This is a genomic window from Nostoc sp. NZL (genome assembly GCF_015714705.1).
Taxonomy (GTDB): Bacteria; Cyanobacteriota; Cyanobacteriia; order Cyanobacteriales; family Nostocaceae; genus Nostoc; species Nostoc foliaceum_A.
Window position 1 is genome coordinate 23304 of record NZ_WBKL01000065.1, and the last position, 14240, is coordinate 37543.

Annotated in this window: 9 protein-coding genes, 1 tRNA gene and 2 pseudogenes; 6 read left to right on the forward strand and 6 right to left on the reverse strand. The window is 41.2% G+C overall.

The features are described from left to right. Positions 1-241: 241 nt before the first annotated feature. The 3 genes from F8R90_RS09475 to F8R90_RS09485 form a co-directional block, all read right to left on the reverse strand. Complete coding sequence (locus F8R90_RS09475; protein WP_230966218.1) at positions 242-2002, reverse strand: tetratricopeptide repeat protein; 1761 nt, start codon at positions 2000-2002, stop codon at positions 242-244. Then, entirely contained in the window at positions 1992-3284 is a 1293-nt protein-coding gene (locus F8R90_RS09480) for an ATP-binding protein (protein WP_196510541.1), read from the reverse strand. The genes F8R90_RS09475 and F8R90_RS09480 overlap by 11 nt, the downstream gene beginning before the upstream one ends. Before the next feature lie 568 nt (positions 3285-3852). Beyond that, positions 3853-6159 carry an IMS domain-containing protein gene (locus tag F8R90_RS09485; protein ID WP_196510542.1) on the reverse strand — a complete coding sequence of 769 codons (2307 nt, stop codon included), beginning with the start codon at positions 6157-6159 and terminating at the stop codon, positions 3853-3855. A gap of 767 nt (positions 6160-6926) precedes the next feature. Here F8R90_RS09485 and pdhA point away from each other — a divergent pair. The 3 genes from pdhA (at position 6927) to F8R90_RS09500 (ending at position 9063) form a co-directional block, all read left to right on the forward strand. Beyond that, positions 6927-7961 carry a pyruvate dehydrogenase (acetyl-transferring) E1 component subunit alpha gene (gene pdhA, locus F8R90_RS09490; RefSeq protein WP_069072716.1) on the forward strand — a complete coding sequence of 345 codons (1035 nt, stop codon included), beginning with the start codon at positions 6927-6929 and terminating at the stop codon, positions 7959-7961. Between the two features lie 102 nt (positions 7962-8063). Beyond that, positions 8064-8933 (forward strand): aldose epimerase family protein, encoded by an 870-nt coding sequence (locus F8R90_RS09495; protein WP_196510543.1) that lies wholly within the window; start codon positions 8064-8066, stop codon positions 8931-8933. 58 nt (positions 8934-8991) lie between these two features. Next, positions 8992-9063: transfer RNA gene (locus tag F8R90_RS09500), tRNA-Lys, on the forward strand. Positions 9064-9136: 73 nt separating this feature from the next. Here F8R90_RS09500 and F8R90_RS09505 read toward each other — a convergent pair. Further along, positions 9137-9760: pseudogene (locus F8R90_RS09505) on the reverse strand (AAA-like domain-containing protein); the annotation flags it as partial. Positions 9761-9931: 171 nt separating this feature from the next. Between F8R90_RS09505 and F8R90_RS09510 the strand changes: the two are divergent. After that, positions 9932-10286: pseudogene (locus tag F8R90_RS09510) on the forward strand (Uma2 family endonuclease); the annotation flags it as partial. 316 nt (positions 10287-10602) lie between these two features. Further along, positions 10603-11682, forward strand: coding sequence for a class II fructose-bisphosphate aldolase (gene fba / locus F8R90_RS09515; RefSeq protein WP_069070843.1), 1080 nt, complete (start codon positions 10603-10605; stop codon positions 11680-11682). A 186-nt stretch (positions 11683-11868) separates the two neighbouring features. On the opposite strand, the gene F8R90_RS09520 is transcribed toward fba, so the two are convergent. After that, positions 11869-12681: a carbon-nitrogen hydrolase family protein gene (locus F8R90_RS09520; RefSeq protein WP_196510544.1), complete on the reverse strand. Its 813-nt coding sequence runs from the start codon at positions 12679-12681 to the stop codon at positions 11869-11871. A 210-nt stretch (positions 12682-12891) separates the two neighbouring features. Between F8R90_RS09520 and F8R90_RS09525 the strand changes: the two genes are divergently transcribed. Then, on the forward strand, positions 12892-13485 hold the full coding sequence (locus F8R90_RS09525; RefSeq protein WP_196510545.1) for a MarC family protein: 594 nt from the start codon (positions 12892-12894) through the stop codon (positions 13483-13485). A gap of 148 nt (positions 13486-13633) precedes the next feature. Here F8R90_RS09525 and trxA read toward each other — a convergent pair whose 3' ends face one another. Further along, a complete protein-coding gene (gene trxA, locus F8R90_RS09530) occupies positions 13634-13957 on the reverse strand; it encodes a thioredoxin (protein WP_190895257.1) in 324 nt (107 codons plus the stop codon). Positions 13958-14240: the final 283 nt, after the last annotated feature.

Consider the following 14240-nt stretch of genomic DNA (forward strand, 5'->3'; position numbering starts at 1 on the left):
CGGAAACGTGAAGGCGGAAGCTGCTACAGGGTGCGTGGAACACGGAAACGTGAAGGCGGAAGTTGCTACAGGGTGCGCGGAACACGGAAACGTGAAGGCGGAAGTTGCTACAGACTGCGCGGAACACTGAAACGTGAAGGCAGAAGTTGCTACAGCCAAGACAGAAGTTGCTACAGACTGGGCGGAACACGCAAACGTGAAGGCAGAAGTTAAGCTAGTTTCTGCATGAGATTTTCTGACCTTAATTCTCCCGCATCGCCACCGCAAGTTTTTCTAAATTTTCACGAACAGCCACACTACGAATATGATTTACACCCCAAACTCGTTCACAAATATCTAAAGCTTGTAAATAAAGCGGTTCTGCTTCATCATAACGTCCAGTTTCACGATAAATTTCTGCCAGATTATTGAGACTTTCAGCAACATTGGGATGATTTTGTCCCAATAGGTGCTTATCAAGTTCTAAGGCTTTTATACACAAGGGTTCCGCTTCATTGTAACGTCCCTGCTCCCTGTACATATAACCAAGAGCATAGATAGTATCTGCAAAAAGCGGATGCGCTTTTTGCAATAGACGCTGCTTGAGTTCTAATGATTGCAAAAACAAAGATTCCGCTTCACTGTAGCGTCCTTGAGCGCGGTATATTAAACCTAAATTGTGCAAATCTGTTGCAACATCAGGATTCTCTTCTCCCAAAAATCGCTTATCTAGTTCTATTGCTTGTTGCGACAATGGTTCAGCTTCACTGAAACGTCCTTGATGATAATAAAGTAGCGCTAAATTATTCAGTATGAGAGCGAAAGAAGGATGATTTTCACCAAGCAGACGTTTTTCGAGTTCTAATGATTGCAGATACAAAGGTTCTGCTTCGTCATAACGTCCTTGTTCATCATACAGTAGTGCCAAATTGTTCAGACTGGCGACAACATCGGCATGATTTTCTCCTAACAGACGTTTCCTCACTTCTAAAGCTTCTTGATATAGAAGTTCCGCTTTATTATATTGTCCAGTAGATTTGTAGAGTCCTGCCAAATTATTCAGGCTAGTAGCAAAAGAAGGATGGTTGTCTCCTAGCAGGCGTTTCCTCAGTTCTAAAGCTTGTTTATATAAAGGTTCGGCTTCGCTATAGTGTCCCGTTGCACGATATATTCCTCCTAAATTATTGAGGCTATTAGCTAAGTCTACCTGCAAACCTAATTCATTTTGTAGTTCACTTGCTTGGCGCCAATATTTAATTGCTAATTCCTGTTCTTCTTGATAATTTTGAGATTCACCCCGTTCTAATCTACTGCGGTAAATATCACCTAACCTTGAATATAAGGTAGCCAAGGTAGGATCTTTAGTTCCCTGTTCCTGTTCTACTTTCTCGATTAGCCTTTGTAAATCTTGGATGGGTAAGAAAAAAGGGTTATTTTCATTAGTATCTGTGCTGGCTAATTCTGTGTCTCTAAAAACAAAGCGTATATGTTCTAGTTCTTTACCAGGAATAGCATTTGTCTTTTTAGATTCAAATCGGAATACACCATTGCGCCAACTCCAAAAATCAGGGGCTTTTTTAATCAGGCTGACTAAAATTTGGTTAGTTACCCAAAGCACGATCGCAAACGGAAATTCGCGCAATCCTTCCCTTGTCCACTGTAAGTAACCAAAAAATTTCTCCTGCTCTGATTGCTCATTTCCCAATCTGAGAAAATAAAGTTGTTCAGCACCCGTCACAGTAATCACCGCCGGCTTCTGCTGACGGAGATATTCTTTTTGTTGTACCAGTTGGTTAAGAGCAGCTTTGAGGCTCGGTTCCTGACGTGCTAAAGTTACTCGATATGCGCGAAAGGCGGGTTGTAGTTCAGCTTCATATTGAGCAATAATTTCATCACGAAAGCTAGCATCATCGCAAACTGCAATCAGTAAATTTAATCCCCGCTTTTGAGCTTCAATAGAAACAATTAAATCATCATACGCATCTTGATTTTCTCCTTCATCAAATAATTCTTCATTTAACATTAATAGCTCCCTGTCTTTTCAAGCTCTCGATAATAATTGGATGAACATCGTACCAAGTTTCATCAGTGCGATATTCTAGAACATACAGCCCATGTAACAAATCCAAAAACTCTGCTTGTTTGGGGTCATTTGGCATAAATTGTTCATAGACACTCTGCAAAATATCTATATCAATTTTTCCTAAACGTATAGAAAAATCATTGCGGATTTTATTGATTGCTTGAAGGAGAATTTTATCATCAATGATAACTTCGGCTGTGGGATTGCGCCGGATCATTCGCAAACATATACGGCAACATTCCTTAGAAATCCGAATTAGCTCTCGCAATACACCACCACTGTAAATCACAATCTTTTCAGCAGTTTCTGCCGTGATTAATTCACTGGAAATCCGCTTTTGTAAAACTTCACCGAGAATCTTTGTTGCTTCCGGTCGAGGTTGGGCATTAGGGAAGCGATTTTTACCTTTATCAAATATTTTTAAGACAGGCATTGCCACAACTTGATCATTGGTTTCAGTGGCAATTATTGTGCTGATAAATGTTTCTCGAAGGACTGCGATTGGGATAGTGTAAATAATTTGAAAGTTAGGTTGACAAAGAGCTTTAATGTTATCTCTATAAATCTCGTTAACTCTGCCTAAGTCAAGTTTATCTAAATCATCAATAATTACTAAAACATTTTGTTTCGTTGCAGCTTGAATTAGAGCAGCAATTTCATTAATTCTGGCAACTAAATCTGATAATTTGCGTTCAAACTCTTGCTTAATCTCATCCCGAACGCTAGCATCAGCTTTTAATTTAGAACTAATCAATTTTAAGAGGTCAAAACCTATACTAGCTTCTGCTTGTAAATTTAATTCTTCAGTGCGAGTGCGGGTAGCAAACCACTTATAAAGAGCCTCTTTAGTAGATTGAGGAATATCAACTCGGCGGGCTTCTGCCTCTGTCATTAAATTAACTGCGATCGCAAACAGTATATTAATATGATTAACAGCCGACATTTCAATTTTGTCAGCAATAGAAAAGAGAACTACAAAATATTTATCTTGAATTTGTCGGCTAAATTCAGCTAACAAAGTAGACTTACCACATCCTCGATGTCCTGTAAAGACAATTTTGCCATCTCCATTAGGACTATCTTCTACTAATTGGTTCAAGTCTGCAATCAAATCATCACCATATTCGACTCTAAATCTTTCCATTTCGTTCCGTTCCATCAACGGGAATAGTTCGAGATTGCTGTATGCTTCTTGAAAGGAGTTTAATAAGCCTTGAGACATTGGATAGTGCCGTAAACGTGCTAACTATTCATATAATGGCTCATGATTTTTGAAGCACAAGTTCAGGCAATGTCTAGGATAGAGTATGCCTATATAACTTCTCAAATTCCGTTAATAAATAACTACTAAGTGAGTGGTATGTTATGTCTTAAAAAGAGATACCCTAATTCCCAAATTTCAACCTATCAATGAGTAACAGAGGTCAATAATCAATAAGACTGAATGATAGATTATACATGCGATAATTTAGACTGAATGATAGATTATACAGATAACATCCTAAAAGCTACTTAACACATAAATAAAATAAAATTTTCAGTTATAAAAATAAATTTTTAGTGTGCTTCGTCTCATCCCCCTCTAGCCGATGCGATGGTAGCTGTTGTTACTATTAGTTAGTAGTCTGTCAAGGAATAGTTGACAAGTACATTCTTTGTAAAGACGGCGATTTATCGCGTCTCTCTAATGTGTCAGTCTTTTAAACGCGATTTATCGCGTCTCTACAAGTTACATTTAGCCCACCTTTAAAGTAAAGCTTTGTCGCAGATCATTGTCTAAAAATTCCAATTTATCTGATTATCTGATTCACAACAGATGTACTCTGAATACGCCATTTACCTCGTTCTCGAATCAAATCATACCGAACTCGCAAATTATCATTAGAAGAGTTTTTAAACTGACCATTTTCATATAACTGGGTCGCTTCTCTAACCGTAGCTTCCACTGCCGCACGATCTGCAAATAAATCAATTCTCTCTACAGATTCGACCTTCAGGCTATGCTCATACTTGCGGTAGCGATTGTCTAACCTATTCTGTTGAGCAATCAGCCTCCATTGAGATAAAGCTGATCCAGTTAAAATCTGCTCTAAATTATTAATTTCATGATTCGGCCCTAAAGCTGCGGCTTTGGTAGATAACCAAGTCCGAATAACTTCCTCTGCCGTTGCACTTGTTAAAGGGCCTTCTGCTGATTGTGGGTTACTATTTGGATCGGGAATAGGTATTGGTGGTTGATTTATTTGTACAAACAACTCTGAACTACGCACATCTTTTGTAGGAAAAAACAGATTTTTTAACCATCCAAAAGTTGTTGTGGCTAACACCCAGAAAACTAATATACTCACCAAAGAAATAAACACTCTCCACACCAGCCGTGTTTTTCCTTCTATGGTGTTCGCAAAAGTTCGCCGCCGCCGAGGACGACGAGAATGAGGACGATTGTCTGGTAAACGTTCTCGGCTAGCAGATGGAGTAGGTTTTCTCCGCCTACGCTTTTGGTTATGACCGGGTGCAGCACTTTTAGCTGAACCGTTCAAATGCTGATTAGTGCCTCTGCTCATCCGTTCGGCAGTAGGAACCTCTGATTTTACACTCCCAGATGAATTCCACATGGGTAGTGAGAAGTTTGAATATTCGGGTGTTTCTTTTGTTGGTGTTTCTGGCAAATCTGGATCAGGGGTTCTGCTGTGATTAAATTGCGCTGAGGTCTTAGTTGAATTATTGTGGAAATGAGGCTTATTTGTTTGGACCTGGGGAAAATATTGGGGGTTAATTACAGCCCATTCATTAGTTGTTTCTGCATCAGTTGGCAGTGCTTCTAAATAAGCTTGCACCTGTTGATTAGCAAAGTAATCTTTTAGGAAAGCTTGCTGGTTTGCTAAATCTCGAAAATGAGGAAATACTTCATGTTGCAACCATTGTTCTGCATATAAACACAGCCCTGGTAACAAATCTGGAGAATCTTGAGATTTTTCCCGAATAAAAGCTAAAGCTTCGTATTCCTGACTAAGTTCTAAAACACGAGTTGCTTCTTCAGTTTGTCCCAAAAGTAACGCACATAGAGACTGTTCTAAATGTACATCTTGGCGTTTGCCAAGACGCATGAGCATTTGTCTTGCTTGACGAATTAAAGCAGGTTGTCGTTGAGCAAATCCCCGCGCTATCAAAGCATAAACAGCTAAATAAGTTGCAACAGCAGAATTGCGTTTGCTTTGGGCTTCAAATAACTTGTGCTGCTCTGCAACTGTTAAGTGGTTGCGTAACTGCTGGATAAATCGCAGAAAGTCATCTATGTTTAAACCAGAGTCATCATTGTTCGTGCCATCGATCCCGCCACGATCTTCTAAGAGGTTTTGTAATAATTCCAAACCTTGCTGTCGTTCGGCAGTTTTTTCTTGAGGTAGTGCCAGCAACTCCAAAATTCGATATGGTCGCAACTTGTAAAGATCAGCCTGAATTTCTGCCTGTACACTAGAAAACAAGCCTTCGCGTACTAGCAGTTCTTGACCAGTTTCTAGGGATATGGCGGCATTTTCATAGTGACCTTGCTGCCACTGTTCCCGACCTAATTCTAGACAAGCAAGGGCAACAGTGAGAACAACATCTGGATGTTCAGCGCTTTCATAAATTTCTTCGTCTGCTAAATTATTGCCCTTTCTTGCACTTGTAGCACTATTTTTATTTACTAAGTACGGACGACCTAGTTTCAATACAAGTTCGTATTCCCCCAACTCTTGCAAAATTAATAAAGCGCCAACTAATTCGTCTTGGGTAATTTCGATACCCAAACTCTGGGTGTCAATACCCCTTTTGGTGCTTTCTGGACGATTTTCCAGTGCTACTGCGGCAGCAGCAAGGTTATCAGGGTCATAGGCGTGGGCAAGATAGAGATGATCGTAGGTACTGCGTTGTTTTGGATCTGATAAAACCACGTAAGCTTCTTCTATAAGTTGTTTACGAGAAGAAATTGCTGCCTGAGAATACTCACGTCGTGGCAATTGTACAATGCGATCGCTGTATGCCTGTCGCAATTGTTCATCACTTGCCGCTAACGGTAGTCCTAAAATTCGGTAGTAATCTAGCGGAATTCGCACAGCCTACTTCCCCTGCACCGTGATCAACATAATTCACCTAGAGCTTTCCAGGCCTGTAAAACCGTGCCATAAAAATGCCGTGTAGAATTTACTCTACAAGTGTATATTGCAACAACTTGTTTTGTAACTTCCCGAAATTTTGAGTCACATTCTAGTACTAATTTTTTGCTTTCGCCTAGAAAGCCTCAATTTTTTGTCTTAATTCTTAGTATTTATGTTTAACACAACTATTATCAGCCTTCGATAGCACAAACCACAACTACCGCTTTTAATCACGGCATAATTGTTGTGGTTGCAAGAATCTATTGATGATTGATTTTTTCGGCACTTTCCCACTAGGAGGTTACTAAAATACCACTATTGGGAGTTGACCCTGATAACTGGAGAAAAAAATCATATCATAATTAACCTTTAATTACAATTACCTATTTGGGTATATAGATTTTTGCGCCCTTTTTTTTAAATTGTTAATGGATATGCAGAAAGCAGTCTATCTTGATTGCTAGTCTATGAAGGGGAATAGTGAGAGAGAAAACCCAAAGCGACAAGTCTATTGTCGTTAGAGTCAAATCCTCACAGGGCATGGGCTGAAAAGTTAAAAATCAAAAATTAAAAATTCAGCTATTCCCTCAGACCCTTTTTTGGTGCATAAATAAAGTTTGATTGTTGAGTCTTGCAAACGCTAGCCTGTTAAAAGCTGAGGCGTTATCAGACCAACTTATTTAAGACCGTAACTTTAAGTTGTACAACAGGGATACTCAAAAATAATGGTTCAAGAGCGTACTTTACCCACTTTTAATCCTGCTACTACGCACATTACCAAGGAAGAAGGGTTACGGTTGTATGAGGATATGGTGTTAGGGCGCTTGTTTGAAGACAAGTGCGCTGAAATGTACTACAGAGGCAAAATGTTTGGTTTTGTCCATTTGTACAATGGTCAAGAAGCCGTTTGCAGTGGTGTTGTGCAGTCAATGCGACCGGGTGAAGATTACGTTTGTAGTACTTACCGCGACCACGTTCATGCCTTGAGTGCGGGAGTACCAGCAAGAGAGGTAATGGCAGAATTATTTGGCAAAGCCACAGGTTGCAGCAAAGGGCGCGGTGGTTCCATGCACATGTTTTCTGCGGAACATCGCTTGCTGGGTGGCTATGCTTTTGTGGCTGAGGGAATTCCTGTAGCGGCTGGAGCGGCTTTTCAAAGCAAATACCGCCGCGAAGTGTTGGGAGATAAAAATGCTGACCAAGTTACAGCTTGCTTTTTTGGCGACGGTGCAGCTAACAACGGTCAGTTTTTCGAGACGCTAAATATGGCAGCTTTATGGAAACTACCAATTCTTTTTGTAGTTGAAAATAATAAGTGGGCCATTGGTATGTCTCACGAAAGAGCCACTTCCCAGCCAGAGATTTATAAAAAAGCCAGTGTATTTAACATGGTGGGCGTGGAAGTAGATGGTATGGATGTACTAGCAGTCCGAGCCGTGGCCCAAGAAGCTGTAGCCCGTGCTCGTGCGGGTGAAGGCCCAACATTAATTGAGGCGCTTACCTACCGCTTCCGGGGTCATTCCTTGGCTGACCCAGATGAAATGCGAAGCAAAGCTGAGAAAGAATTTTGGTTCGCTCGTGACCCAATTAAGAAGTTGGCAGCTTATTTGGTGGAGCAAAATCTGGCAGATGAGGGAGAAATCAAAGCAATTGATCGTAAAATTCAGGATGTAATCGACGAAGCGGTTAAATTCGCCGAAAGCAGCCCTGAACCAGACCCTAGCGAGTTATATCGTTTTGTGTTTGCAGAAGACGAGTAACAAAGTTAGGAGTTAGGAGTTAGGAGGTAGAAGTTAGAAATTGTTAACTTCTAACTTACAACTTCTAACTCCTAACTATCCCTATACCCAGGACTAAAATTTGTGTTTAGCATTGCAGTTCAACAGCAACAGTACAAGACCTATATTCTTTCTGACGAAGGCGCTGGTTCTCAATTGGAAGTGGTACCCGAACGCGGTGGTATCATCACCCGTTGGCGCATTCAAAAGCAAGAAATTTTCTACCTGGATACTGAACGCTTTACTCATCCTGATTTAAGTGTCAGAGGCGGGAATCCAATCTTGTTTCCTATTTGTGGCAATCTACCAGATAATACTTACACTCACAACGGGCAACAATATACTCTCAAGCAACACGGTTTTGCCCGTGAATTGCCGTGGAAAGCAACAGAACAAAAAACTGAAGATAAAGCTAGTCTCACTGTCGTTCTTGATAGCAATGAGCAAACTAAGGCAGTTTATCCTTTTGATTTTCAGCTGGCTTTCACATACGAACTTCAAGGTAATACCCTAGAAGTTCGCCAGCAGTATAAAAACTTGTCATCCACACCAATGCCCTTTTCGGCTGGTTTTCATCCCTACTTTCTATGCGGTGATAAAACTCAGTTAGAGGTTGAAATTCCTTCTAAGCAGTATCAAGACAATCAAACTAAGGAAATTCACTCTTTTGACGGCAATTTTGACTTTAGCCGTGATGAAATTGATTTTGCCTTTGGACAGCTAACGAGTCACTCGGCCACTGCAATAGATGGTAGCCGGAAGTTAAAACTCACCTTGGATTATGATGATTTCTCTACCTACCTGGTATTTTGGACAGTCAAGGGCAAAGAATTCTACTGTCTAGAACCGTGGAGTGCCACCCGTAACTCTCTCAATACTGGTGATAACCTGACTGTGTTAGCACCAGGAGCTAGCCACACAGCATCTGTAAGGTTGACGGCTAATTTTTTCTAAACCCCTTTACAAATCAGGTGTATATGCTATGATGGCAAAGTTGCGAAATGCAGCGAAAGGGTCGCTAACTCAACGGTAGAGTACTCGGCTTTTAACCGATTAGTTCCGGGTTCGAATCCCGGGCGACCCATACAGTTAATATAGGTCTTTGATTGAGCATTACAAATTGATATTCGATCAAAATTGGATTGATCGAATATCAATTTGTAAATACGGTTATGGACTTTCAAAGAACCTTGTTGTTTAATAATTAGCCCTGATAATATCAATTCTTTTTCTTCTGGACTATCAACGGAGAGTATTTCTTTTTGGTGTAAAATTTGTCGATAAAGCTCTAGAACTTTGTTAATTTGTAGATGCCTATTGAGAATGCGATCGCGAATAGTTTTTAAATGCTCCGGCTCATCTTGGGATTCCCAATGATTAATCACATTTGTCCGTACCAAATTTTCAATCCATTCGACTTCACTGTTTGCAGGAATCACAGATGAAGAGTTACGGATAATCTGACAGAGCTTTTGAGTTAGAAAAGGTTGACCATTAGTCCAGTATAAGATTTTTCTAATTACTTTGCGAACTGCGATCGGGTCGCTAACTTTCTCTTTCAATCCTTCACCTAAAGGATAGACTTTATCTTCTTTAAAACCTTCTAGTTGAATTGACTGACCAATATTAAACGGTGTTCTCTTGTAATCTGAGATTAAATCTGAAGGAGTTGCTACGCCAAAGAAAGCAAAAGTTAAACGCCGATATTCTATGTTGACAGATAGATATATGAACACCACCAACTTGCGATTAAAATCAACAAACAGATAGCAGCTAATCATTCAAAATTCCAAATTCTTGCATTAAAGACATTTTCAGATTTGTGCAGCATAGCGATCGCTTTTTTAGCTAATAACACAAAGGCTATGCCTACGCATTTCTTGATTAATTGCGGTCATGGCAATCGCAAAACAGATACAATAAATTTCCGCAATGATCAAGCAAGGCTGGATGTGAATGATTATATTGAACGCGCACCAGAGTTAATTGTCGAAATTGCCGCTAGTAGTGTCGCCATCGACCTCCATGCCAAAAAACAAGCCTATCGTCGCAATGGAGTCAAAGAATATATCGTCTGGCAAGTACTCAATCAGAAATTGAGTTGGTTCTATTTGGAACAGGGTGAGTATCTAGAGTTGGCTACTGATAGTAACGGAATTCTCCGTAGTCAAATTTTTCCAGGGTTGTGGTTAGCGGTTGCAGAGTTATTAGGGGGGAATATGCAGTCCGTGTTAAGTGTTTTACAAATAGGCTTGCAATCTACCTGAACACATAGCATTTGTCCATAAATTAGCAGATTTAGGCTGAGGCGATCGCTTCTTGATCTGGGAAAATATTCAAGAGTGCGATCGCTTTCAAATGACCATTTTGGATAGTGGGCTACCAGAGCTACGAACTGTAGGGTAACTAAATGTACAGCAACACAGACCAAGCATGGGGCATAGTACAGCAGTAGAGAGCAAGTATAGAACATATTTATAGTAATTATGGCGTAAACTTTTTCAACATAGGCACACGACACTAGTTATAATTTCCTATAAGTTGAAAAAACTCTTAAGATTTAGCGTAATGATTACGCTTCTCTCAGACCGACTAGCTGACAACCACATTAGGAGGACTATCTATGGCGCTTGTACCACTGCGGCTACTGTTGGATCACGCAGCTGAAAACGGTTATGGCATCCCAGCTTTCAACGTTAACAATTTGGAGCAGATTCAGGCGATCCTGAAGGCTGCCGTCGAGACAGATAGCCCCGTAATTTTACAAGCTTCACGCGGCGCTCGTAATTATGCAGGAGAAAACTTCCTCCGCCACCTGATTTTGGCAGCGGTAGAAACCTATCCTCACATTCCCATTGTCATGCACCAAGATCATGGTAATGCGCCTGCTACCTGCTACTCAGCAATCAAGAACAACTTCACCAGCGTGATGATGGATGGTTCTTTAGAAGCTGATGCGAAGACCCCCGCGAGCTTCGAGTACAACGTTAATGTTACCCGCGAAGTTGTAAATGTAGCTCATGCTTTGGGTGTCAGCGTTGAAGGTGAACTCGGTTGTTTGGGTTCTCTAGAAACTGGTGCTGGTGAAGCTGAAGATGGTCACGGCTTTGAAGGTACACTCGACCACTCACAACTGCTAACCGATCCCGATGAAGCTGTTGAGTTCGTAGAAGCAACCCAAGTAGATGCTTTGGCTGTTGCCATTGGCACAAGCCACGGTGCTTACAAGTTTACCCGCAAACCGACTGGGGAAATTTTGGCAATCAGCCGCATTGAAGAAATTCACCGCCGTTTGCCTAACACCCACTTGGTAATGCATGGTTCATCTTCTGTACCAGAAGATTTACTGGCGCTAATTAACCAGTATGGTGGTGCAATTCCTGAAACCTACGGTGTACCTGTAGAAGAAATCCAAAAAGGTATTAAGAGTGGTGTACGTAAAGTAAATATCGACACCGACAACCGTTTGGCTATTACTGCTGCTGTACGTGAAGCTTTGGCTAAAAAACCAGAGGAGTTTGACCCCCGTCACTTCCTCAAGCCTTCCATTACATATATGCAGAAGGTTTGTGCTGAACGCTATCAGCAATTTGGCACAGCTGGCAATGCAAGCAAGATCAAGCAAATTTCTTTGGAAGATTTTGCTGCTAAGTATGCTAAAGGTGAACTCAACGTTGTTACCAAAGCAGCTGCTAAAGTTTAATTCTCACAATAAATAAATAGGGGCATAGCAGGACTATGCTCCTAAAAAACTGAGGATTTGAATGTTGTCAGAAACCGGGTAAACACCCGGTTTTTTGTTTTATTTACAAGAACTGGACATTGAAAAGAGGGAGAGGGTACGGGGAGCAGAAGGGAAAACTCTTCTCCCTTGCTTCTTACCCAGTGCCTAGAACACCCGATGTTGTAAAGAGGGCATTTGACGGCGGACTTGTTCAAGCCTAGTGGGCTTGATTTCTGCGATCGCAATTCCCGGTTTTTCCCCAGCATCGGCTAAAATTACGCCCCAAGGGTCAATAATAACCGCGTGTCCGTGGGTTAGACGACGACCGTAGTTGTTACCTGTTTGGGCAGGAGCAATGACGTAGGCGGTATTTTCGATGGCTCTGGCTTGTAGTAGTACTTGCCAGTGGTCTTTGCCAGTAAAGGCAGTAAAGGCGGCGGGAATAAAGATAATATCAGCTCCCTTATCTGCCAGATGTCTATACAGTTCAGGGAAGCGGACATCATAACAAATAGAAAGTCCTAAATTACCGAGTTTTTCTGAAAAATGGACGGGGGGTAGTTGTGTACCAGCCACAACCGTGCTGGATTCCCGATAGGTGTTGCCGTCAGGGACGTTAACATCAAATAAATGTACTTTGTAGTAGCGGGCAAGCTCTTGACCGCTGGGATCGATAAGTAGAGTGGTGTTATAAACTTTGCCTGTATTGTCTACCGGAACTGGAAAGCTGCCGCCCAAGATCGTAATTTGAAAGCGTTGAGCCATTTTTTTGAGAAATTTTTCACTTTCAAGAGCGATCGCATCGCCTTGCGCAAGTTTGTCATTTTCTTCTCCCATATAGGAAAAGTTTTCTGGCAAACCTACCAATTCAGCACCTTGACGCACGGCAAGCTCTATTAATTCTTCTGCCTGTGCCAAATTTTTGTGTAGATCGGGCACACTGGTCAATTGAATAGCGGCGGCTAAATAAGACTTCATAGATTCAACAACGAACAGTTGATTTATGGAAGATAGATTATCAAAATATATCGCTACTTCAACATCTGTGGAACTTAATTAGAAATGCGTCAGTGTTACTTTGCTTTAACAGACTTGTTTTATTGCTGATCTTAATCTTCCTCTGGGTTATAGCAAACTGAGCAAGATAAGGATTAGGTTGTGATCAAACCCTGATAAAAGCTGTCTGCTGTGGATATTTCTATTCTTATTCAAACATTTATCGCTGTGTTTGTCTTGGCGGATGCTGTGGGCAATATACCGATTGTTTTAGTTTTGACTAAGGGCATGATGCCAGACCAAAGAAACAAAGTCATAGATAAAGCAATTATCGTTGCGATCGCAGTTCTTTTGCTATTTGCCTTTACAGGGCAAGTAATTTTAAATTATTTGGAAATCAGTATCGGCTCTTTGCGAGTAGCAGGAGGATTATTGTTGCTGTTAATTGCTTTGCAAATGCTGCAAGGAGAATTAGATCAGCCGATTATTGAGGAAGGACGCGATGTTGCAATTACTCCACTAGCTTTACCACTGCTAGCGGGGCCAGGAACTTTGACGACGGTAATGTTACTGATGTCGAAATCACAGAGTCCGCATATTGCTGTCGTGGTGGGTATATTAGGGGCGATGTTTTTCACTTGGTTAATTTTGCGTTTGGCAAATCTGATTGACCAGTGGATTGGTGCTGAAGGTGGAGTGATTGTGACTCAGCTTTTGGGTTTTCTGTTGGCGGCCCTAGCGGTGGAAATTGGTAGTGCAGGAATAAGGGAGTTGTTTTTGAGGTAGAAAACTCCTAAAAATATTCGGAAACTGTATACAAATGTAAACAAGTCTGAGAGACGAGAAATTCGCGCCTCTCAAACTTGTTTATAAAAATTAACCTAAAGTTAGAACAAGATGGATAACTCAAGAGGAGTTTATTGCCGATTGAGTTTCAAAGATACTTTTCGAGAGTGGAAGCTAATGTAGTTTTAGGCACAGCGCCGACTACCATATCCACTTTTTGTCCATCCTTAAAAATCATTAATGTGGGAATGCTACGGATACCGTACTGACTGGCAACATTAGGATTTTCATCCGTGTTGACTTTGACGACCTTAATTTGACCTTTGTACTGTTCGGAGATTTCATCGACAACAGGAGCTACCATACGGCATGGTCCGCACCAGGGTGCCCAAAAGTCAACTAAAACGGGTACATCGCTGTCGAGTACTTCTTGCTTGAAACTAGAATCGGTAACTTGTGCGGCTGTTGACATGCCTAAAACCTTCGCCAATAATATCTGAACTTGGTGAAAATTCTACCATAGCAAAAACCTCAGCTTGGAAGTGCGAGGATGTACATTTGCAAAGAAGCTCTAGAATTTATTTATAAACATAAGGAACCGCCCGAACAGTAGTCCGGGCGGAGTGTGGTGTGAGGAGTGAACGGAAACATTTGTCTCCGCTATCTCTATTGTAGGCGACATATCCAATTTTTCCAGCAATTGTTTAGGGGGCTGGAAAAATTTATTGAAGAATTGGGGAGTGGGGAGTGGGGAG

What these genes read in the sequence shown, in the direction of transcription:
- F8R90_RS09475 (WP_230966218.1), bottom strand. Translation starts at nt 2,002, where the DNA reads ATGTTAAATGAAGAATTATTTGATGAAGGAGAAAATCAAGATGCGTAT.
- F8R90_RS09480 (WP_196510541.1), bottom strand. Translation starts at nt 3,284, where the DNA reads ATGTCTCAAGGCTTATTAAACTCCTTTCAAGAAGCATACAGCAATCTC.
- pdhA (WP_069072716.1), top strand. Translation starts at nt 6,927, where the DNA reads ATGGTTCAAGAGCGTACTTTACCCACTTTTAATCCTGCTACTACGCAC.
- fba (WP_069070843.1), top strand. Translation starts at nt 10,603, where the DNA reads ATGGCGCTTGTACCACTGCGGCTACTGTTGGATCACGCAGCTGAAAAC.
- F8R90_RS09520 (WP_196510544.1), bottom strand. Translation starts at nt 12,681, where the DNA reads ATGAAGTCTTATTTAGCCGCCGCTATTCAATTGACCAGTGTGCCCGAT.
- trxA (WP_190895257.1), bottom strand. Translation starts at nt 13,957, where the DNA reads ATGTCAACAGCCGCACAAGTTACCGATTCTAGTTTCAAGCAAGAAGTA.